The sequence below is a fragment of the Effusibacillus dendaii genome (assembly GCF_015097055.1).
Taxonomy (GTDB): domain Bacteria; phylum Bacillota; class Bacilli; order Tumebacillales; family Effusibacillaceae; genus Effusibacillus; species Effusibacillus dendaii.
Window position 1 is genome coordinate 218,501 of record NZ_AP023366.1, and the last position, 20,167, is coordinate 238,667.

A 20,167-nucleotide genomic window follows, 5' to 3' on the forward strand; every position below is an offset into this window, starting at 1 on the left:
AATTTTTTACGCTTATTTGGGTTTTCGATTCGGGATGTCGGACATTTTCCAGGACGTTACATCGATTCGGTTCTCCACCAGCAGGGAGAAAAATTCCTGAACCAGCGCATGGAACCCGTTTTTTTCCAACATTTCGCAGATATCGAACAAAAGCATCGGTTCGCTGTCCGAAATGTCGATCTGAATGGAAGGCAGTTCCTGTCCGTAGACGGCACCATACAAATCCGGTACGCCAATGTCGATGTTGATCGTGTCAAGATAGACGTCCAACCATGCAAAACCTTTCAGTACCAAAGGAAGATTCAAAGCTGGTTGTTGGTTCGCCAATTAGAACTCCTCCTTCCGATTCTTAACATTCTATTCGTCAGTCGGGAGGCTGTGTCCTGCATGATTTGTCGCGTCTCAAATGGTTATGTTAGTAAAATATGCGGTGAATGTCTGAATAGCACGCAATTATTTGAAATATTTCCGGTCTAGGGTCCTGTATTGGACCGCTTCCGCCAGGTGATGTTGCTGGATTTCGCTTTCTCCGGCCAGGTCGGCGATGGTTCGGGCCACTTTTAGAATCCGGTCGTGTGAACGGGCGGACAGGGCCAATTTTTCGAATGCATGGCGGAGCAGTTCGGCGGATGGCCGGTTTAACCGGCAGTGTTGTCGTAAATCCGCGCTGCTCATCGCGGAATTGACGGGCATAGGACGGCCCGCAAAACGTGATTGCTGAACAAATCTTGCCTTTTGGACGCGGGCAGATACATCTGCAGATGTTTCGGCGGGCGTGGTTTGTTGCATGTCTGCAAACGTTACGCGCGGCACTTCCACGTGCAGATCGATGCGGTCAAGCAGCGGACCGGAAACCCGGTTGTGATAGCGTTGAATCATGAACGGACTGCAGGTGCAGGGACTGTTGCCCGTCTCGTCCATTTGCCCGTAAAATCCGCACGGACAAGGATTCATTGTGACCACAAGCAAAAATCGGGCCGGATATGTAAGAGAGGCGTTGGCGCGCGCGATTGTTACCCGCCCCTCTTCCAACGGCTGCCGGAGAGCTTCCAGGGCAGTCCGGTGGAATTCAGGAAACTCATCAAGGAACAAAATTCCGCCGTGTGCAAGCGATACTTCACCAGGACGGGGAATGGTACCGCCGCCGATTAAACCGGCGCTTGAAATGGAATGATGGGGAGCACGAAACGGCCGTCGGGTAAGCAAGGAAACAGTGTCTTTCAAAACGCCTGCTGCACTGTGGATCATGGTTACGGAAAGCGATTCCTGCGGCAAAAGGGGAGGCAGCAAGGAAGGGAGGCGGCGAGCCAACATGGTTTTCCCGGAACCCGGCGGTCCAATCAAGAGCAGGTTGTGGTTGCCGGCGGCTGCAATTTCCAGCGCCCTTTTCACATGAGGCTGCCCCTTTACATCTGATAAATCATCCTGAATGGGAGATTCGGCAGAATCGGCTGACGATCGGTGCAGTACGTCGGCAAGGGAAACATTGGCATCCGGGCCGGGATCATGCGCCGGTTCGGGCCAAGCGTCGTCCCGAAAATAAGATACGGCCTGTCTCAGATTTTCGATTGCAACTACTTTGACACCTTCTACCAATACCGCTTCGCTGCGATTGCCGGCTGGCACCACTACGTTTTGGAGGCCAAAAGTTTTGGCGGCTGCCACCATCGGCAGAACTCCGGTGAGAGGGCGAACCGTCCCATCAAGCGCCAGTTCGCCGATAATGGCATAGCCTTGTGCGTTTGCGGCTGGCAGCGCTCCGTTGGCAGCCAATATACCGAGCGCCAGGCAGAGATCATAACCTGGCCCGTCTTTTCGCAAATCTGCCGGTGCCAAGTTGGCCGTTATGCGGCCGAGCGGAAATTCAAATCCGGAATTGCGGATGGCGGCGCGGACCCGTTCTTTTGATTCACGAACGGACGAACTGGGCAGACCGACGAGATCAAAACAGGGAAGGCCATTTGCAATGTCCACCTCGACGGTGACCGGCTCACCTTCAATACCGAGCAGCGCAATACTCGAAAAAGACGCATACATGGAAATCACTCCTGACTTTTTTGGTCGATAGGAATTTGGAAATTTTATCCTATCGATATAAGGGCAAGAGGGTGAGGGAAATGGAATCATAGAGGAAAACAAGCAGGGAAAGATAAACTTGGCAATTGAGAACAGGCAAGCAGAAAGGGGATTCGTATGATACAGGTGGAAATGAATCAGGAACAATTTGCACGTTTACCGGAGCAGGATACACAAAAATGGGGGTTTCAGGCAAAAGAAGGCAACCGTTTGACGGCTGCTATGAGTGTTGAGCAATTTTCAGCCTTTTTGCGGGACAACAATCTGATCGTTTACAAACAGCACATCAAGGATTACGAACATGGGACGATTTATGGTGAATTTAACCTCGCTTGACACCTAACAGACTGCGAAACATCTGAAGACGTTCGACCAGTTCGTTATACCACGCCTGGTCGTTCTGCTGTTTGGCCGTAATCATCAAATCGAGCGTCGCATCGATTTGTTCCGGCAGCACCCTTTGGTTGCTTCGAATCCGCTCATCCTCCGGATACTTTTCAAGGATTTGCAGGATTTTCTCATCTCCAACCGCATCCGACAAACTGGCGGAACGAACTCTATCTGTCTCGCAATTGTGCGCAAACAGATGGAAATCCATTTCAATGTCAGGCGCAATTTCTGTATGGAGACATGTTGGACAGAACAAAACCGGTACGTCCTGTATCAGAACGCCGCCTTCCGTGTAAATATGCTGCAGTCGGGCCACCATTGACAAACCGCAACAAAGATCCAAACGGACATCACCTGCCTTTTGTTTTTGTCTTACGATTATACCATATGTTTGTCTTAAGGCAGATATTTTATTTTCTGTTCCATTGGCGTCCGCTCTTTGGGAGACGGCACTTCTGCCGGATACCCGACGGGCAGCAAACCTACCACTTTGGTGCCTTCCTGTACGCCAAGCAGTTCGCGTACATGTTGGGAAGCGGCCAAGGACGACCAACCGGTACCGATTCCTTTTTCCCAAGCGGCCAACATAAAATTGGTGATAAAACAAGCGACAGCCGCATAATGTTCTTCCTGGTCAATTTCCGTTTTACCCGGCTCGCAAAGAATGGCCAACAAAACGGGTGCGCCGCCAAAATCGGTTTTGTGGTGGAGTTTTGCTCGTGTTTCCGGACCGACAAACAGAACCTGCCAGGGTTCGGTCATCCGGTGGTTCGGCGCCCAACTGGCAGCGTTGAGAAGTTCCTGCAGCAGTTCACGGGCAACCGGGTCCGGTTTGAATGTTTTGATCGTACGCCGCGTACGGATAGTTTCAAGAACGTTGCCGGTTTGACTCATAAGATTCTCCGCTCCTCAAAATCTGGTTAGTTTTACTATACACAACATTTGGAATTAGGGAAAGAATCGCCTGTGTTTGTGTCAATACTATATATATCCAAAACAGGAAGGAATGAAACCGATGGGAGATTATCTTCTCCACTGCAGTTTGTGCGGCATCGCTAACGCGCCGGCTGAAACCGATATGAATCTGCTGCAGACGGCAAAACAGAATCAGGTTTATATTTGCCCCGCCTGCGAAGCGAAAGTCAAGTATGAAAGCGACCAAAAATTTAAGCCCTAATATTGTGAAAAATATTTGATTTTTTCCAGACACGGAGTTAAAGTAACTAGGTAGACAAAACGGCAGCGTTAGATTTTTCCATTTAACATGTCAAGGGGGATACGTCAGATGAATATCCACGAATATCAAGGTAAAGAGGTGCTGAGAAAGTACGGCGTAGCCGTCCCGCAGGGACAAGTTGCTTTCTCGGTGGATGAAGCGGTTCGCATTGCCGAGAAATTGGGCGGCAAAGGAGTCGTCAAGGCGCAGATCCACGCAGGTGGACGCGGCAAAGCTGGCGGTGTAAAAGTTGCCAAAAGTTTGGATGAGGTTCGTACATACGCAGAGCAAATTTTAGGAATGACGCTGGTCACGCATCAGACGGGACCAGAAGGAAAAGTGGTCAAGCGGCTTCTGATTGAAGAGCTGTCGGATATCAAAAAAGAATACTATGTCGGTGTTGTGGTAGACCGTGCCAGTGGCCGCGTAGTCATGATGGCATCGGAAGAAGGCGGTACCGAAATCGAAGAAGTGGCTGCCAAAACACCTGAAAAAATCTTTAAAGAAGAAGTGGATCCGGCTGTTGGCCTGATGCCGTTCCAGGCCCGCAAATTGGCATACGCGATTAACATACCGAAAGAGCTTGTGAATCAGGCGGTCAAATTTATGACCGGTCTGTATCAAGCATTTGTTGACAATGATTGCTCGATTGCCGAAATTAACCCGCTGGTGGTTACGGGTGACGGCAAAGTGGTAGCGCTCGACGCGAAGCTGAATTTTGATTCGAATGCTCTGTTCCGCCATAAAGACATTTTGGATATGCGCGATCTGGATGAGGAAGATCCGAAAGAGATTGAAGCGTCCAAGTTCGATCTGTCCTATATTGCGCTGGATGGCAACATTGGCTGTATGGTGAACGGTGCCGGTCTTGCGATGGCGACGATGGATACGATCAAATATTACGGCGGTCAACCGGCCAACTTCCTCGATGTGGGGGGCGGTGCGACAGCCGAAAAAGTGACTGCTGCGTTCAAAATTATTCTGTCCGATCCAAATGTAAAAGGCATTCTGGTAAACATTTTCGGCGGCATCATGAAATGTGATGTAATTGCAGACGGTGTGATTACGGCGGCGAAAGAAATTGGCCTGGATAAACCGCTGGTGGTTCGTCTGGAAGGAACGAATGTGGAACTCGGTAAAAAAATGCTGAACGAATCCGGGCTGAATATTGTAGCGGCCGATTCTCTTGCCGACGCGGCCGAGAAAATCGTCGGCCTTGTGAAATAATAAGGGGGACGGAGGGAAAACCATGAGCATACTTGTCAACAAAAACACGAAAGTGATCACGCAGAATATGACCGGCAAAACCGGTATGTTCCATACCAAAGGAGGTTTGGACTACGGCACTCAAATGGTAGCGGGTGCTGTTCCCGGCAAGGGTGGCACAAGCGTCGACTTCGCGCTGGAAAATGGCCGCACGGTAACTTTGCCGGTTTATGACACGGTGGCAGAAGCGAAGGAAGCTACCGGCGCCAACGCTTCCGTCATCTATGTTCCACCGGCCGGTGCAGCGGACGCCATCATGGAAGCTGTAGACGCAGACCTTGACCTGGTGATCTGTATCACAGAAGGAATTCCTGTCCTCGATATGGTAAAAGTGAAGCGTTATATGGAAGGCAAACGCACCCGTTTGATCGGGCCGAACTGCCCTGGCGTAATTACCCCGGGCGAATGTAAAATCGGCATCATGCCCGGTTATATTCATACTCCCGGCCGTGTAGGCGTTGTGTCCCGTTCCGGTACCTTGACCTACGAAGCGGCTTTTCAGTTAAGCAACCGTGGAATCGGTCAATCCACTGTCGTTGGAATCGGCGGCGACCCTGTAAAAGGAACCGAATTTATCGATGTTCTGAAAATGTTTAATGAAGACCCGGATACAGATGCATTGATCATGATCGGTGAAATCGGCGGTACGGCAGAAGAAGAAGCGGCTCACTGGATCAAGCAGAATATGAAAAAGCCGGTTGTCGGTTTTATTGCCGGAGTAACCGCGCCTCCTGGAAAACGGATGGGTCATGCCGGTGCCATCATTTCCGGCGGTAAAGGAACGGCGTCTGAGAAAATCGCGACCATGAAAGAGTGCGGCATCCGCGTGGCTCCGACCCCGTCCGAAATGGGCTCGACCCTGGTTGAACTGTTGAAAGAAAAAGGCATGCTCGAAAAAGTAACCGTTAAATAGCAGGCACCCAGGGAGGCGGCAGCGCCTCCCTTTATATCCTCTTTGCTTCTCACCCTCCAGAACCCAATCCCCGTAAGGAGTGTTCCATTTGCCAACCGAAAAAGAATATGTCCAATGGCTGCTTGCTGTCCCGCAGATCGGCCATGTCCGCTGTCAAAAGCTGCTCGAATCGTTCGAAAGCGCGGCAGCCGTCTGGGAGGCGTCGTCTGAAGAACTGCGGCAGATTCCCTCGATGACCGCCAAAACAGCAGACGAAATCCAACGTTCAAAGAGAGTCTATTCGTTTCAACAGGAAGCTGATTTTTTAAAACGGAACGGCATTACCGTCATTCACCGCACAGACCCCGACTACCCGCAAGCATTGCTTTCCATCTTCGATCCTCCTCACATTCTCTACGTAAAAGGAAAGCTCACCGCTCAAGACCATCGTTCGATTGCAGTCGTCGGCACCCGTAGCCCAACTTCTTATGGCATACTGGTCACCCGCAAAATCTGTTCCGAACTGTCGGCAGGCGGTATCACGATCGTATCGGGACTTGCTTACGGAATAGATACGGTCGCCCATGAAGCGGCGATCCAATCTGGCGGTCGGACCCTTGCGGTTTTGGCAGGCGGCCTTGCCCGTATTTATCCCGTTCAAAACCAGCCGCTTGCACGTCAAATTATTCAACAGGGCGCTCTCATCTCCGAATTCCATCCCCTGACCCCCGTACAGCCCAATTTGTTTCCCGTACGCAACCGTATCATCTCCGGTCTTTCCCGCGGTGTATTGGTAACGGAAGCCGCGCGCAAAAGCGGTTCCCTGATCACTGCCGATCTGGCTTTGGAGCAGGGACGGGACGTATTTGCCGTGCCTGGCCCGATTACTTCACCGCAAAGCTTTGGAACGAATGATCTTATCCGCCAAGGGGCAAAAATTACAGGGGGGAGTCAGGATATTTGGGAGGAATATCCCGAATGGGAAACGAATGATTCAAAAAAAGATTTGCAGTCGGTTTCGCTCACCCAACTGGAAAGACAGATCGTCGAAATCATCGGCTACGGCGGTGTTAGCCTGAATCAGTTGCTGAACAGCTGCCGCATCCCATCTGCCGATCTTTATCAAATTTTGCTGGCGATGGAACTGAAGGGGGTTGTGAAAAGACTGCCTGGGCAGATGTATATGAGAGACAACGTTTGACAATAAATGTTTTAGCGGTTTAGTATTAGAAACATGACAAAAGAAGGTAAACCTTGACATACACTATTTTTTAAAATATATCGATTTACGTTTTGTCGCCAAGTTTTCTTTATGAAAGGAGGAGACTCCGTTGGCAGATTACCTTGTAATTGTCGAGTCACCCGCAAAAGCGAAAACAATTGGCAAATACCTCGGCAAAAAATATGTGGTAAAAGCTTCGATGGGGCATGTCCGCGATTTGCCGAAAAGCCAATTGGGTGTTAATGTAAAGGAGGATTTTTCTCCTAAATATATCACAATCCGCGGCAAAGGGGACGTCATTAAAGAGTTGCGGGACCAGAGCAAAAAGGTAAAAGCTGTCTATCTGGCAGCCGACCCTGACCGGGAAGGGGAAGCCATTGCTTGGCACCTGGCCAATGTGCTCGAAATCGACCCAACCAAAGAATGCCGCGTGGTGTTCAATGAAATTACAAAAGATGCGGTGCAGGAATCGTTTAAGCATCCGCGCAAAATCAATATGGATCTGGTCAACGCCCAACAGGCAAGACGGATTTTGGACCGTTTAGTCGGCTACCAAATCTCTCCCTTGTTATGGAAAAAGGTGAAAAAGGGGCTTTCTGCCGGCCGTGTGCAGTCTGTTGCCGTGCGTTTGATCGTCGACCGGGAAAACGAGATTCGCAATTTCAAGCCGGAAGAATACTGGACGGTAACCGCCCTTTTTGAATCGAATAAGCAGAAGTTTTCTGCCAAATTCTACGGCTATGCCAAAAATGGCCAGGCACAGAGCGCGGAACTGCACAACGAGCAGGAAGTCAACGAGTTGTTGGCGCATCTGAAAGGCGCCAAGTACCAGATCGTTGAGGTCAAGAAAAGCGAGCGAAAACGCAACCCGTCTCCGCCGTTTACGACCAGTACCCTGCAGCAGGAAGCGGCCCGCAAACTGAATTTCCGCGCAGGAAAAACGATGTCGATTGCCCAGCAGCTGTATGAAGGGATCGATATCGGAGCGGAAGGAACGGTCGGTTTGATTACCTATATGAGAACCGACTCGACGCGTATTTCTCCGACCGCACAGGCAGAAGCGAAAGAGTTTATCACACATAATTACGGGGATGCCTATTACCCGAAAACAGTCCGTCAGTATACGGCGAAAGAAGGAGCGCAGGACGCTCACGAAGGGGTTCGGCCTACGTCCGTTCATTACCATCCGGACAAAATCAAAGAACATCTGACGCGTGATCAGCTCCGCTTGTACCGCCTGATTTGGGAGCGGTTTGTGGCGTCGCAAATGGCGCCGGCTGTTCTGGATACGATGACGGTTGATATTCAGGCAAACGATGCGATTTTTCGGGCAACCGGTTCAAAAATCAAATTTCCTGGTTTCATGACGCTCTACATTGAAGGAACTGACGAAGGGAAGGAAGAGGACGAAAAGTTCCTGCCGCCGCTTGAAAAGGGCGAATCGTTGAAAGCTCCGAAGCTCGATCCCAAACAGCATTTCACACAGCCGCCGCCCCGCTATACGGAAGCGCGGTTGGTGAAAGCGATGGAAGAATTGGGCATCGGCCGTCCCAGTACGTATGCCCCGACGCTTGAAACGATCCAAAAAAGAGGCTATGTGCTGCTGGAAGACAAACGGTTTGTGCCGACCGAACTGGGCGAAATTGTGGTGCAATTGATGAAAGAGTTTTTCACGCAAATCATCGACGTGGATTTCACCGCGCAGTTGGAAGAAAATCTGGACGGCGTGGAAGAGGGGCAAGTCGACTGGGTCATGATGCTTGACCAGTTTTACGGGGATTTTGAGAAGGAACTGCGCGTCGCGGAAGAAGAGATGAAACACGTGACGCTGGAAGAAGAGGTATCCGATATCCCTTGTGAAAAATGCGGTCGCATGATGGTTTACAAACACGGCCGATTTGGCAAGTTTCTGGCCTGCCCCGGCTTTCCGGACTGCCGCAACGCGAAGCCGATTTTGAAAGAAGTGGGAGTTGCCTGTCCAAAATGCAAAACGGGCAAGATTGTGGAACGGCGCGGCAAACGCCGCCGTGTGTTTTACGGGTGTGATCAATATCCGAACTGCGATTTTATATTGTGGGACCGTCCTGTTGGCCGTGATTGTCCAACATGCGGACAACCGCTTGTCAGCAAGCGGAGCGGCAAAGGGGAAGGAAAGGAAATGTGGGTCTGTTCCAACACCGAATGTTCCCATAAAGAAGAACCGGCTGTTCTTATCGAGAGCGGTGCGGCAGAATAAGCAAAGAATTAACGGATAGGCTGGGGGTTCTGCGGAAACCTGGCCTTTCCGCCATTCTGGAGAAGGAGGGCTCGACAGATGGCTGAACAGGTGACGGTAATCGGCGCAGGGCTGGCTGGTTCGGAAGCGGCCTGGCAGATTGCCCGACAGGGAGTAAAGGTACGGCTGTACGAGATGCGTCCCAATGTCAGGACTGCTGCCCATATCTCAGCCAATTTCGCCGAATTGGTGTGTTCCAATTCGTTGCGTGCGGCAGGTTTGACGAATGCGGTGGGCCTCTTAAAAGAAGAAATGAGACGGTTGGATTCGGTGATCATGGCGTCTGCCGACCAGACGGCTGTTCCGGCTGGAGGTGCTTTGGCGGTTGACCGAGACCGATTTTCCGAACTGGTGACAGAGCGTGTTTCCAACCATCCGCTGGTGGAAGTGATACGGGAAGAACTGCCCGTCATTCCGGAAGACGGAATCGTAGTGGTGGCAACAGGACCGCTCACATCCGATTCTTTGTCAAAAGCGATTGCGCGGCTGACTGGCGAGGAATATCTTTATTTTTTTGATGCGGCGGCGCCGATTGTTCATAAGGATTCGATCGATTTTGACAAGGTGTATCTCGCTTCCCGCTACGGCAAAGGGGAAGCTGCGTACATCAACTGCCCGATGACGGAGGAGGAGTTCGGTCGGTTCTATGAAGCGTTGATTACTGCCGAAACGGCGCCGGTGGAAGAGTTTGAAAAAGAAATTTACTTTGAAGGATGCATGCCGATCGAAGTAATGGCCAAGCGAGGACGTCAAACGATGTTGTTCGGTCCGCTCAAGCCGGTTGGACTGCCTGATCCTCGCACCGGCAAAACGCCGTTTGCTGTCGTCCAGTTGAGGCAGGACAATGCGGCCGCCACTCTCTACAACTTGGTGGGGTTTCAGACACATCTCAAATGGGGCGAACAGTCGCGTGTGCTTCGCATGATCCCAGGCTTGGAAAACGCGGAATTTGCCCGCTTTGGTGTGATGCATCGCAATACTTACATCAATTCCCCGCGTGTTTTGCGGCAAACGTATCAGGTAAAACAGCGGGACATGCTCTTTTTCGCCGGTCAAATTACCGGTGTGGAAGGCTATGTGGAGTCAGCAGCAGCCGGTTTGATTGCGGGAATCAATGCCGGGCGCCTGGCGAAGCAGCAAGACCCTTTGATTTTTCCTACCGACACGGCAATTGGCGCAATGGCTTATTATATTACGCATGCGGCACCCGACAATTTTCAGCCGATGAACGCCACGTTCGGATTGCTGCCGCCATTGTCTGAGAAAATTCGGGACAAGCGGCTGAAGAACGAAAAGATATCGGAACGGGCGCTTGCTTCCTTAAGCCGTTTTATCACTGAGACGTTTGGCGAACCTGTTTTGAGGTGAAGATATGAATTCACAGCAGGCGATCGATCTGTTTCTTGAATATCTCCGCATCGAAAAAAACGCTTCCGCGTACACGGTCGATTCCTATCAAAGCGACCTGCAACAATTCTGCGAATTTCTGGAAAAAGAGGGAATCCAATCGCTGCAACAGGTGACGCATGTCATCATACGGACGTTTCTGTCGCAATTGCACTATGCAAAAGCAGCCAGAAAAACGATTGCCCGGAAGGTGTCCTGCTTGCGTTCATTTTACCGTTTCTTGATGCGGGAGGGGATTGTCGATCACAATCCGGCCAAATCCGTTTCCACACCCAAACTGGAGAAGCGGACACCGAAGTTTCTCTATATTGAAGAAGCGAAACGGCTGGTGGAAGCGCCCTCTCTTTCCGACCCCTTGGGGATACGGGACCGCGCCATTCTGGAAACACTGTATGCGACGGGTATCCGGGTGAGCGAATGTATGGGGCTATCTGTGGGGGATGTGGATCTTTCCCTCGGAACGGCCCGTGTGTTCGGCAAAGGGGCGCGTGAACGGATCGTGCTGCTTGGGCAACAGGCGTGCGATGCGATTCGGATGTATCTGGAGAAAAGCAGGCCGCAGCTTTTGGCGGAAGCGGATACTCAGACGTCTGGCGAAACGGATGCGCTTTTTCTCAATTACCGGGGGCAACCGTTAAACGTTCGTTCGGTACGGCGAATCGTCGACAAATATGTAAACCAACTGGCGGTGCAGTACCAGATTTCTCCGCACGCTCTCCGGCATACGTTTGCCACTCACATGCTCGATGAGGGGGCCGATCTAAGGGTGATCCAAGAATTGCTGGGGCATGTAAGTCTTTCCAGCACGCAAGTTTACACGCATACGACTAAAGAGAAACTTTTGCGCGTATATATGAATGCACATCCGCGCGCGTAATGGAGGGGTTCTAGTGGGCAGCGAGTTTCATGCGACAACCATATTCGCCATTCAGAAAGACGGACAATCGGCGATGGCCGGTGACGGACAAGTTACGTTTGGCAACAGTATGGTAATGAAAAACGGAGCGAAAAAAGTGAGGCGTCTCTACCGGGGGGAAGTAGTGGCCGGTTTTGCCGGTTCGGTGGCGGACGCTTTTACACTGTATGAAAAATTCGAAACGAAACTGGAGGAGTATCACGGCAATCTGCAGCGGGCGGCCGTAGAATTGGCAAAGGAATGGCGTTCCGACAAAATTCTCCACAAGCTGGAAGCCATGCTGATTGTCATGAACAAGGAACATCTGCTGTTGATTTCCGGAAATGGGGAAGTGATTGAACCGGATGACGGCATTCTTGCGATTGGTTCCGGAGGTACGTATGCGCTGGCGGCAGGCCGTGCGCTCGCCAGACATTCCTCTTTATCGGCTAAAGAAATTGCCGAACAGGCATTGAACATTGCGGCTGAAATTTGTGTATTCACCAACTCGAACATTGTAGTGGAAGAGATCCGATAAAACGGAGGAGGGGGAAACCGAACATGCAAAAGAATCTGACGCCCAAACAGATTGTAGCCGAACTGGACCGCTACATCGTCGGCCAGAAGGAGGCGAAAAAGATGGTAGCGGTGGCGCTTCGCAACCGTTACAGGAGAAGTCTTCTGCCGGAAGAGATGCGGGATGAAGTGACGCCCAAAAACATTTTAATGATCGGTCCGACCGGAGTCGGCAAAACGGAAATTGCAAGACGCCTGGCCAAACTGGTAGGCGCCCCGTTCGTGAAAGTGGAGGCCACCAAATTTACGGAAGTGGGTTATGTGGGGCGCGATGTGGAAGCGATGGTTCGCGATCTTGTGGAAACCGCAATTCGCATCGTCAAAGAGGAAAAAATGGCCAATGTGGAAGACCGTGCCCGCCAAATGGCAGAAGAACGGTTGGTGCATATGATTGTTCCCAGTCCGGCCAAAGAAAACCAATTCAAAAATCCGTTTGAAATGTTGTTTCAGGGAGGCGGTCAGCAGAAGCAACAGGATGCGGAAGAACCGGACCATATTAAGGCTAGGCGGCGCGACATTCGGGCGGCGTTGGCGCGCGGTGATCTGGAAGAAACAATTGTGGAAGTGGAGGTCGAAGATTCTTCGCCTGCGATGTTGGATCTATTGGGAGGCGGCGGAAATCAGGAAATTGGCATGAATATCCAGGAAATGCTCGGCAACTTCATGCCAAAACGGCGCAAAAAGCGCAAACTGCCGGTAAAAGACGCGCGAAAGATTTTGATTCAGGAAGAAGCCCAGAAGCTGATCGATATGGACGAGGTTACGCAGGATGCGATCAACCGGGCGGAACAGTCGGGCATCTTGTTTATCGACGAGATCGACAAGATAGCTGGCAAAGACCACCGGGGTCCTGATGTGTCGCGGGAAGGCGTGCAGCGTGACATCCTGCCAATCGTCGAAGGCTCGACTGTCATGACCAAATATGGGCCTGTCAAAACGGATCATGTTTTGTTTATTGGCGCGGGCGCCTTTCATATTTCCAAACCGTCCGACTTGATCCCCGAGTTGCAGGGCCGATTTCCAATTCGTGTGGAATTGCAAAGTTTGACTGCTGACGATTTCCGTCGTATCTTGACAGAACCGCAAAATGCGCTGTCCAAGCAGTATATCGCGCTTCTCAAAACGGAGGGCGTTGAGGTCGAGTTTACGGAGGAAGCCATCCAAAAAATTGCCGAACTGGCAACCATCGTCAACCAGCAGACGGAAAACATCGGGGCCCGCCGCTTACACACCATTCTTGAAAAGTTGCTGGAAGACCTTTCCTACGAGGCGGCGGACATCGGTCCGCAGAAAGTGGTGATTACACCCGCTTATGTTGAGGAAAAGCTCTCGGGAATCGTCAAGAACCGCGATCTAAGCCAGTTTATTTTGTAAAACCTGAACAGTCAAAATGATTACCCCTGAAGTGTGGCTTCAGGGGCTTTTTTAACAGCTTAAAAAGTATAAAAATGTGATATTCCATCACCATTTTTATACTTTCGGCTGTCGAAAAAGGCTTCCTCTATTAGACGCTGTTTCTTCTTGAATATGCTTCGGTAGAAGCCTTTTTTACTCCTGTTTTGTCGAAAGGTGCAGGATTTTGAAAGACCCTGACGAACTAGTAAAATAAACCTCTTGTGGAGGGAACCGTAGTGAGTTTTTTTGATACAAAATCCATGCAGATTTATGAGCGGTCCTTGGATGCCGCAAGTTTGCGCCAGAAAGTGTTGGCCAATAACATCGCCAACATTGATACCCCCAATTTTAAACGGAGCGATGTATCGTTTGACGATGTTTTGCTGGACTATTTAAACGGTGCTTCCGCGTTGCCCGGAATGATCACAAATCCTCGCCACATTCCGATCGGAGTCCAATCCTTCAGTCAGATTCAACCGGAGATTGTTGTGGAGAATTCGACAACGGTGAACAACAATGGCAACAATGTGGATGTTGACTCGGAAATGACTCAACTTGCTGTCAACCAGATCAAGTATAACTTGCTGGTTCAAGAGTTAAACGGCCATCTGTCGAGATTGCGGACCGCTATTCAAGGAGGGCGTTAAAAATGGGGTTGTTTGATGGCATTAATATCAGCGCATCCGGTTTGACCGCACAGAGGTTGCGGATGGACGTGATTGCAAACAACATTGCGAATGCGGAGTCTACCCGTTCGGTGGATGACCCTGCGCGTCCTTACCAAAGAGAGCAGGTAATCTTCGAGGCTGTTCAGCCGGGAACGAATTTTGCGTCAGTGCTGCAAAATCAGTTGCAAGCTCCGGGTCAGGGGGTTCGCGTTGCGGCCGTTCAAAAGGATGAAGAAACGCCTTACAAGTTGGTTTACGATCCGAAACATCCGGATGCTGTTAAGGATCCGACGGATCCGATGTACGGGTATGTGAAAATGCCGAATGTAGATGTTACAACCGAAATGGTGGATATGATTTCGGCGTCGCGTTCTTATGAGGCGAACGTGACAGCGGTAAATGCCTCAAAAGCGATTGCGATGCGGGCGTTAGAAATTGGGAAATAGGTGATCGAGCATGATGAATCCGGTGTCAAACATGTTTCCGGTGATGGCTGGAACATCTGATAATAAACCGTCTGCAACAGAAAACTCTTTTTCGAAAGTGTTAGGCGACGCGTTAAACAAAGTGGCCGATTTGGAAACGGAATCGGCGAATATCGGGGAGCAATTGGCTGCCGGACAAGGGCCTGATTTGCATACGGCCATGATTGCCGGTGAAAAAGCGTCGCTAGCCGTTCAACTGACCGTCCAGGTTCGTAACCGGGCGGTGGAAGCGTATCAAGAAATCATGCGCATGCAGATGTAAAATCGTTAGTTCAAGACATGGTTATGAGGTGGCAAAGTGAACCAACAAATTCGTGAACTGATTGGGCGCCTTTCGGAGTATTGGAAACAACTGGAGCCTCATCAACGCCGGAATCTGATGATTGCCGGGATCTTCTTTGTCATCACGGTTGCGCTTCTCAGTTGGTTCGCGTTTCGTCCGAATTATGTGGCGGTCTACTCGAATTTGGAAGCAAATGCAGCGGGAGAAATTGTCGCAAAACTGGATGAGATGAAGATTCCAAATCAAGTCCAGGGGACGAGTGTTTTGGTGCCGGAACAATATGCGGACCGTGCGCGTGTTCAACTGGCCATGAACAATTTGCCGCAAACCGGGTATATCGATTTTGGGATTTTTAATCAACAAAGCGTAATCGGCATGACAGAAAACGAGTTTAATGTGAAATATTTAAACGCTTTGCAGGGAAGCATTGCGAACACGATCCGTTCGGTTCAGGGCATTCAGGACGCACAGGTACATATCGTCATGCAGGATCAAACGCTGTTTCTGAAACCGGACCGGCAGGATGCCAAAGCGTCTGTTCTCTTGAAAGTGGCTCCCGGAGTCAAGCTTACGCATGAACAGGTTCTTGGAATTCGACAATTGGTATCCGGTTCTGTGCAAGGATTAAAACCGGAAAACATAACGATCATTGATCAAAACGGAGTCCGTCTGCTGGAAGACGGGGAGCAGCCGAACAACCAGACAGGTCCAGGCGCCGATAAAGAATTGCAAGTTCGCAAGCAGATTCGACAGGATTATGAGCAAAAAATCCGCAATGCGTTGGAACGAATGTACGGGTATGGAAACGTGGAAGTAATCGTCAACCCGGAAGTTTCGTTTGATAAAGTGCAGCGGACGGATGAACAGTATGCTTCTCCGATCCAGGGAAGCGATCAGGGAATTGTTCGCTCGGAGCAGAGAACGAGCGAATCGACTCAGAATACTGCGGCTCCTGTCACAGGTCCAGCCGGCAATGCGACAAACAACGTCAATTCACAAACGAAGTCGGCGACAGGCAGCAACAGCAGCACTGACAAACGGACGCAAACGACCAACTATGAAATTAATAAATCGATCATCCAAACCGCCGGACAAGCGTTTACCGTCAAAAAAGTCTCCGTATCCGTACTGCTGAACGGAACCGTCAACAATCAACAGAAACAGGATATTACCAATCTGGTAGCGACGGCGATAGGATACAAAAATGACGGAACCAATAACACGGATATTACGGTTATGGGCTCAACCTTCCAGGCGCCGCAGAATCCTTTCCAGCCCGCTTGGTATCAGAATCCTTGGGCGATTGGCGGTATCGTGGCAGGCTTGCTGTTGCTGGGCGGCGGAGCGTATGTGATTGCCCGCAGACGGCGAGCGGCCAGCGAAGAGGAGGATCTGCAGCCGGTTCCGGTCTCACAAGTTCCTGTTCTGCCGGAAGAAACATCTCAACAACGCATGAGAAAACAACTGGAAAAAATGGTCAACCAAAAACCGGAAGAATTCACCAATCTGCTGCGGACATGGCTTGCAGAAGAGTAGGAGTGACCTGACATGGCGCGTGCACCGAAATTGTCCGGTCGCCAAAAGGCCGCGATTCTGCTGGTATCTTTAGGTCCGGAAATTTCCGCGAAAATTTTTAAGCATCTGCGGGATGATGAAGTGGAGCAGTTGACACTGGAAATTGCAAATGTTCGTAGGATTGAGCCGGAACAGAAAGAACAAGTTTTGGAAGAGTTCCACCAAATTTGTATAGCGCAAGAATATATTTCGGCAGGCGGTATTGATTACGCCAAGGAAGTGTTGGAGAAAGCGCTGGGAAACCAGAAGGCAATCGAAATCATTAACCGTTTGACAGCATCTTTGCAGGTAAGGCCTTTCGAGTTTGCCCGCAAGGCAGATCCGAATCAGATTTTGAACTTTATTCAGAATGAGCATCCGCAAATTATTGCATTGGTGTTGTCCTATTTGGAGCCTCCTCAGGCTGGCATGATTCTATCGGCGCTGCCGCAGGAATTGCAGGTTGATGTGGCAAGACGGATCGCTTTGATGGACCGCACTTCGCCTGAAGTGGTAAGTGATGTAGAACAAGTTTTGGAAAACAAACTGTCGCAAATGGCTGTTCATGACTTTTCGGCAGGCGGTGGCATCGACGGTATCGTACAAGTGCTTAACGGTGTCGACCGGGCGACGGAAAAAACGATTCTGGAGGCTCTGGAACTGCAGGATCCGGAACTGGCGGACGAAATCAAGAAGCGGATGTTTGTGTTCGAGGATATTGTGCTGCTTGATAACCGAGCGATTCAGCGAGTCATTCGCGATGTGGAAACATCCGATCTGCAATTGGCGTTGAAAGTGGCCAGCGAAGACGTACAGGGATTGGTGTTCAAAAATATGTCGAAACGAATGGCCGAAACATTCAAGCAGGATATGGAATTTATGGGGCCTGTCCGATTGCGTGATGTGGAAGAAGCGCAGCAGCGGATTGTAGGTGTGATCCGCCGCCTGGAAGAAAGCGGCGAAATTGTGATTGCCCGTGGCGGAGGTGATGACGTCATTGTCTAAGATCGTGAAATCTTTTTATGCCACAGTCAATGGTCAGCGAAGGATTGATACGATTCCGGTGGTAACGTACGTCACGCCGCCTGTTTCGGGAACGGATTCGACAGATACAAACGACTGTTTACCAGTCGCCCTTACACCGGAAGAACTGTTGCAAGAGGCGAAGGAACAGGCCGAAAAAATTCTGTCGGACGCGCGTACGGAAGCGGAGCGCATTTTGCGGGAGGCGGCAGATCAAGCGGAAACGATCCGTTTGCAGGCGAAAGCGCAGGCGGAACAATTGTTAGACGACAGTCGGCGAGAAGGGGTCGAACAAGGGGTACAAGAAGGCCGATTCGCCGCGCAGGCTGAATATCAGGAGCAGGTGGAACATCTGTTGCAATTGATCCGGCAGACGGAGGAAGACCGACAGCAATATCTCCTGCAAACAGAGCCGCAGTTGCTGCAGCTTGCCTGCGAGATTGCCCGCAAAATTATTGGACAAGAATTGGCGACAGACCCCGGTTGGATAGAGAATACAGTGAAAGCGGCAATCGCAGAACTGGTCGACCGGTCTGTTGTTGAGCTGTATGTACACCCGGAAGATGCGGTTCGTTTGCTGGACAAAAAAGACGATCTGATCGCTCAATCGTCGGGCAAAGTCAACCTGCAGATACATGCGGATCCGACAATCGAGAAGGGCGGCTGTGTGCTGCGGACACCGCTTGGGACAGTGGACGGACGCATCGATACTCAACTTCAAGAGGTGAAACAGGCGTTGTTGGAGGCTGCAGCAACCCGTCTGCCATGAAACAATTCCCTTTGCAGCATTATTTGCAAATCATCAGACAATCGTCTCGTTTTGTTCATTATGGAAGAGTCAAACAGGTCATTGGACTGACGATTGAAGCACATGGTCCAGCTGCCAAAATGGGCGATGTTTGTTGGATTTATCCGGCGAATCATAATGTGCCCTGTATGGCGGAAGTGGTTGGGTTTCGAGATGATCGCGTGTTGCTCATGCCGCTTGGCGATTTGGGAGCGATTGCGCCTGGCAGCGAAGTGAGGGGTACTGGCAGAGCGCTGCATGTCACCGTCGGTGCGCAGTTGTTGGGGAGGATTTTGAACGGACTCGGCGAGCCGATTGACGAGTTGGGACCGCTGGCAAGCAGCGACGAACGGCCGACCGAAAACGAACCTCCCAATCCTTTGGCCCGACCCGTCATCCGTTCCCCCTTAAGCGTCGGGGTAAGATGCATTGACTCGTTGTTAAGCGTAGGACGGGGACAACGGATCGGGATTTTTGCCGGCAGCGGGGTTGGCAAAAGCACTTTGCTGGGTATGATTGCCCGCAATACATCAGCCGATGTCAACGTGATTGCGTTAATCGGTGAACGGGGCAGAGAAGTCCGCGAGTTTATCGAAAAAGACCTTGGGCCGGAAGGTCTGGCTCGTTCCGTTCTGGTTGTCGCCACCTCTGATCAACCGGCGCTTGTTCGCATTAAGGGAGCTTCTGTGGCAACCGCTATCGCGGAGTATTTTCGAGACCAAGGGTTGCATGTCAATTTAATGATGGATTCCATTACCCGTTTCGCAATGGCAAAAAGGGAAGTCGGACTCGCGGTCGGGGAACCGCCTGCCACAAAAGGCTATCCCCCTTCCGTTTTTGCCGTTTTACCGAAACTTTTGGAACGGGCCGGGACAAGTTCAAAAGGTACGATTACCGGTTTTTATACCGTATTGGTGGATGCGGATGACCTTAATGATCCGGTCGCCGATGCGGTCAGAGGAATCCTGGATGGACATGTCGTATTATCTAGAGAACTTGCAAATAAAGGTCATTTTCCGTCAATTGATGTCTTAAGCAGTGTCAGCCGGGTGATGAACGATCTCGTTTCACCGGATCACCGGAAAGCAGCGGCGAATTTTAAAAAATTGGCGGCTGCCTACCGGGAGGCGGAGGATTTGATCCATATCGGGGCGTATCGCACCGGTTCAAATCCGATTATAGACAAGTCGATTCAGTACCGGGCGCTGATGGACCAGTTTTTGGTTCAAACAGTTGATGAAAAGGCGGATTACGAGACAGCCGTTGAATCGCTTATCGAGTTGTTTGGGGGAATGGAACTGTGAACGACAAATTGCGGACCACCCATAAAATCGGTTCCTTGAAAGAATCGCTGGCTCGCCAAACAGAACTCGATCTGGCGGAGGCGATCCGGCAATTGGAGCAGGCGGAATTGGAGCTGCAACAACTGCAAAACGAGTATTATCAACTGGCAGCCGATTTTGACAGGGAACGGCAAACCGGGATTTCTGGCCAGCAATGGCAGTCCTGGATTCTATGGCTGAATCAGAAACGGCATCAGATCGAACTGAAGCAACAGGTTTGCCGCCATGCGGACGAACATGTAAATCGGATGAAAGAACTAATGCTGGAACGTCACCGTGAGAAACAAATCTGGCAGCGCTTGTATGAAAAACAGTTGCAGATATGGAAGGAAACGGTCGGCAAACTGGAGCAGACGGAACTTGACGAAGTGAGCATACGGCAATATCGCGCACAGAATGTTTAATAAAGGTTTG

The 20,167-nt window shown here is 50.7% G+C and carries 22 protein-coding genes; 18 read left to right on the top strand and 4 right to left on the bottom strand.

All coding sequences use genetic code 11. The features are described from left to right. Window positions 1-12 precede the first annotated feature (12 nt). The gene (locus skT53_RS01115; RefSeq protein WP_200759384.1) at window positions 13-327 is read right to left on the bottom strand and encodes a hypothetical protein; all 315 of its coding nucleotides are present in this window, start codon (window positions 325-327) and stop codon (window positions 13-15) included. A 126-nt stretch (window positions 328-453) separates the two neighbouring features. Beyond that, the gene (locus skT53_RS01120) at window positions 454-2,037 is read right to left on the bottom strand and encodes a YifB family Mg chelatase-like AAA ATPase (RefSeq protein ID WP_200759385.1); all 1,584 of its coding nucleotides are present in this window, start codon (window positions 2,035-2,037) and stop codon (window positions 454-456) included. 156 nt (window positions 2,038-2,193) lie between these two features. On the opposite strand from skT53_RS01120, the gene skT53_RS01125 reads away from it, so the two are divergent. Further along, on the top strand, window positions 2,194-2,412 hold the full coding sequence (locus tag skT53_RS01125) for a hypothetical protein (protein WP_200759386.1): 219 nt from the start codon (window positions 2,194-2,196) through the stop codon (window positions 2,410-2,412). Here skT53_RS01125 and skT53_RS01130 read toward each other — a convergent pair. After that, window positions 2,399-2,809 (bottom strand): hypothetical protein, encoded by a 411-nt coding sequence (locus skT53_RS01130; protein ID WP_200759387.1) that lies wholly within the window; start codon window positions 2,807-2,809, stop codon window positions 2,399-2,401. The genes skT53_RS01125 and skT53_RS01130 overlap by 14 nt on opposite strands. A gap of 53 nt (window positions 2,810-2,862) precedes the next feature. Next, complete coding sequence (locus skT53_RS01135) at window positions 2,863-3,360, bottom strand: nitroreductase family protein (RefSeq protein ID WP_200759388.1); 498 nt, start codon at window positions 3,358-3,360, stop codon at window positions 2,863-2,865. Between the two features lie 121 nt (window positions 3,361-3,481). Between skT53_RS01135 and skT53_RS01140 the strand changes: the two genes are divergently transcribed. The 17 genes from skT53_RS01140 to fliJ all read left to right on the top strand — a co-directional run bounded on the left by skT53_RS01140 (window position 3,482) and on the right by fliJ (window position 20,157). Continuing rightward, window positions 3,482-3,643: a hypothetical protein gene (locus skT53_RS01140; RefSeq protein WP_200759389.1), complete on the top strand. Its 162-nt coding sequence runs from the start codon at window positions 3,482-3,484 to the stop codon at window positions 3,641-3,643. Window positions 3,644-3,751: 108 nt separating this feature from the next. After that, entirely contained in the window at window positions 3,752-4,909 is a 1,158-nt protein-coding gene (sucC, locus tag skT53_RS01145; protein ID WP_200759390.1) for an ADP-forming succinate--CoA ligase subunit beta, read from the top strand. A gap of 22 nt (window positions 4,910-4,931) precedes the next feature. Continuing rightward, window positions 4,932-5,861 carry a succinate--CoA ligase subunit alpha gene (sucD, locus tag skT53_RS01150; RefSeq protein WP_200759391.1) on the top strand — a complete coding sequence of 310 codons (930 nt, stop codon included), beginning with the start codon at window positions 4,932-4,934 and terminating at the stop codon, window positions 5,859-5,861. Window positions 5,862-5,949: 88 nt separating this feature from the next. Continuing rightward, complete coding sequence (gene dprA / locus skT53_RS01155; protein WP_200759392.1) at window positions 5,950-7,041, top strand: DNA-processing protein DprA; 1,092 nt, start codon at window positions 5,950-5,952, stop codon at window positions 7,039-7,041. Window positions 7,042-7,171: 130 nt separating this feature from the next. After that, the gene (gene topA, locus skT53_RS01160) at window positions 7,172-9,298 is read left to right on the top strand and encodes a type I DNA topoisomerase (RefSeq protein ID WP_200759393.1); all 2,127 of its coding nucleotides are present in this window, start codon (window positions 7,172-7,174) and stop codon (window positions 9,296-9,298) included. A 78-nt stretch (window positions 9,299-9,376) separates the two neighbouring features. Beyond that, window positions 9,377-10,705 carry an FADH(2)-oxidizing methylenetetrahydrofolate--tRNA-(uracil(54)-C(5))-methyltransferase TrmFO gene (trmFO, locus tag skT53_RS01165; protein ID WP_200759394.1) on the top strand — a complete coding sequence of 443 codons (1,329 nt, stop codon included), beginning with the start codon at window positions 9,377-9,379 and terminating at the stop codon, window positions 10,703-10,705. A 4-nt stretch (window positions 10,706-10,709) separates the two neighbouring features. After that, window positions 10,710-11,621 (top strand): tyrosine recombinase XerC, encoded by a 912-nt coding sequence (gene xerC / locus skT53_RS01170; protein ID WP_200759395.1) that lies wholly within the window; start codon window positions 10,710-10,712, stop codon window positions 11,619-11,621. Continuing rightward, window positions 11,602-12,177, top strand: coding sequence for an ATP-dependent protease subunit HslV (hslV, locus tag skT53_RS01175; RefSeq protein WP_200759396.1), 576 nt, complete (start codon window positions 11,602-11,604; stop codon window positions 12,175-12,177). The genes xerC and hslV overlap by 20 nt, the downstream gene beginning before the upstream one ends. A gap of 23 nt (window positions 12,178-12,200) precedes the next feature. Next, the gene (gene hslU, locus skT53_RS01180; RefSeq protein WP_200759397.1) at window positions 12,201-13,589 is read left to right on the top strand and encodes an ATP-dependent protease ATPase subunit HslU; all 1,389 of its coding nucleotides are present in this window, start codon (window positions 12,201-12,203) and stop codon (window positions 13,587-13,589) included. A gap of 257 nt (window positions 13,590-13,846) precedes the next feature. Next, window positions 13,847-14,257, top strand: coding sequence for a flagellar basal body rod protein FlgB (gene flgB / locus skT53_RS01185; RefSeq protein ID WP_226375301.1), 411 nt, complete (start codon window positions 13,847-13,849; stop codon window positions 14,255-14,257). A gap of 2 nt (window positions 14,258-14,259) precedes the next feature. Next, a complete protein-coding gene (flgC, locus tag skT53_RS01190; RefSeq protein WP_200759398.1) occupies window positions 14,260-14,724 on the top strand; it encodes a flagellar basal body rod protein FlgC in 465 nt (154 codons plus the stop codon). Between the two features lie 10 nt (window positions 14,725-14,734). Then, window positions 14,735-15,025 (top strand): flagellar hook-basal body complex protein FliE, encoded by a 291-nt coding sequence (gene fliE, locus skT53_RS01195; protein WP_200759399.1) that lies wholly within the window; start codon window positions 14,735-14,737, stop codon window positions 15,023-15,025. A gap of 36 nt (window positions 15,026-15,061) precedes the next feature. Then, on the top strand, window positions 15,062-16,582 hold the full coding sequence (fliF, locus tag skT53_RS01200) for a flagellar basal-body MS-ring/collar protein FliF (RefSeq protein ID WP_200759400.1): 1,521 nt from the start codon (window positions 15,062-15,064) through the stop codon (window positions 16,580-16,582). A gap of 12 nt (window positions 16,583-16,594) precedes the next feature. Beyond that, window positions 16,595-17,605, top strand: coding sequence for a flagellar motor switch protein FliG (gene fliG, locus skT53_RS01205; RefSeq protein ID WP_200759401.1), 1,011 nt, complete (start codon window positions 16,595-16,597; stop codon window positions 17,603-17,605). Further along, window positions 17,598-18,392 (top strand): flagellar assembly protein FliH, encoded by a 795-nt coding sequence (fliH, locus tag skT53_RS01210; protein WP_200759402.1) that lies wholly within the window; start codon window positions 17,598-17,600, stop codon window positions 18,390-18,392. Before fliG ends, fliH begins: the two co-directional genes overlap by 8 nt. Next, window positions 18,389-19,714 (top strand): flagellar protein export ATPase FliI, encoded by a 1,326-nt coding sequence (fliI, locus tag skT53_RS01215; RefSeq protein WP_200759403.1) that lies wholly within the window; start codon window positions 18,389-18,391, stop codon window positions 19,712-19,714. The genes fliH and fliI overlap by 4 nt, the downstream gene beginning before the upstream one ends. Beyond that, window positions 19,711-20,157: a flagellar export protein FliJ gene (fliJ, locus tag skT53_RS01220; protein ID WP_200759404.1), complete on the top strand. Its 447-nt coding sequence runs from the start codon at window positions 19,711-19,713 to the stop codon at window positions 20,155-20,157. The genes fliI and fliJ overlap by 4 nt, the downstream gene beginning before the upstream one ends. The last annotated feature ends 10 nt before the right edge of the window (window positions 20,158-20,167 follow it).

Coding starts and splice junctions, on each gene's coding strand:
- skT53_RS01125 (WP_200759386.1), top strand. CDS start 2,194: ATGATACAGGTGGAAATGAATCAGGAACAATTTGCACGTTTACCGGAG.
- flgC (WP_200759398.1), top strand. CDS start 14,260: ATGGGGTTGTTTGATGGCATTAATATCAGCGCATCCGGTTTGACCGCA.
- skT53_RS01120 (WP_200759385.1), bottom strand. CDS start 2,037: ATGTATGCGTCTTTTTCGAGTATTGCGCTGCTCGGTATTGAAGGTGAG.
- xerC (WP_200759395.1), top strand. CDS start 10,710: ATGAATTCACAGCAGGCGATCGATCTGTTTCTTGAATATCTCCGCATC.
- fliI (WP_200759403.1), top strand. CDS start 18,389: ATGAAACAATTCCCTTTGCAGCATTATTTGCAAATCATCAGACAATCG.
- skT53_RS01135 (WP_200759388.1), bottom strand. CDS start 3,360: ATGAGTCAAACCGGCAACGTTCTTGAAACTATCCGTACGCGGCGTACG.
- hslV (WP_200759396.1), top strand. CDS start 11,602: ATGCACATCCGCGCGCGTAATGGAGGGGTTCTAGTGGGCAGCGAGTTT.
- trmFO (WP_200759394.1), top strand. CDS start 9,377: ATGGCTGAACAGGTGACGGTAATCGGCGCAGGGCTGGCTGGTTCGGAA.
- fliG (WP_200759401.1), top strand. CDS start 16,595: ATGGCGCGTGCACCGAAATTGTCCGGTCGCCAAAAGGCCGCGATTCTG.
- skT53_RS01140 (WP_200759389.1), top strand. CDS start 3,482: ATGGGAGATTATCTTCTCCACTGCAGTTTGTGCGGCATCGCTAACGCG.
- sucD (WP_200759391.1), top strand. CDS start 4,932: ATGAGCATACTTGTCAACAAAAACACGAAAGTGATCACGCAGAATATG.
- hslU (WP_200759397.1), top strand. CDS start 12,201: ATGCAAAAGAATCTGACGCCCAAACAGATTGTAGCCGAACTGGACCGC.
- sucC (WP_200759390.1), top strand. CDS start 3,752: ATGAATATCCACGAATATCAAGGTAAAGAGGTGCTGAGAAAGTACGGC.
- fliE (WP_200759399.1), top strand. CDS start 14,735: ATGATGAATCCGGTGTCAAACATGTTTCCGGTGATGGCTGGAACATCT.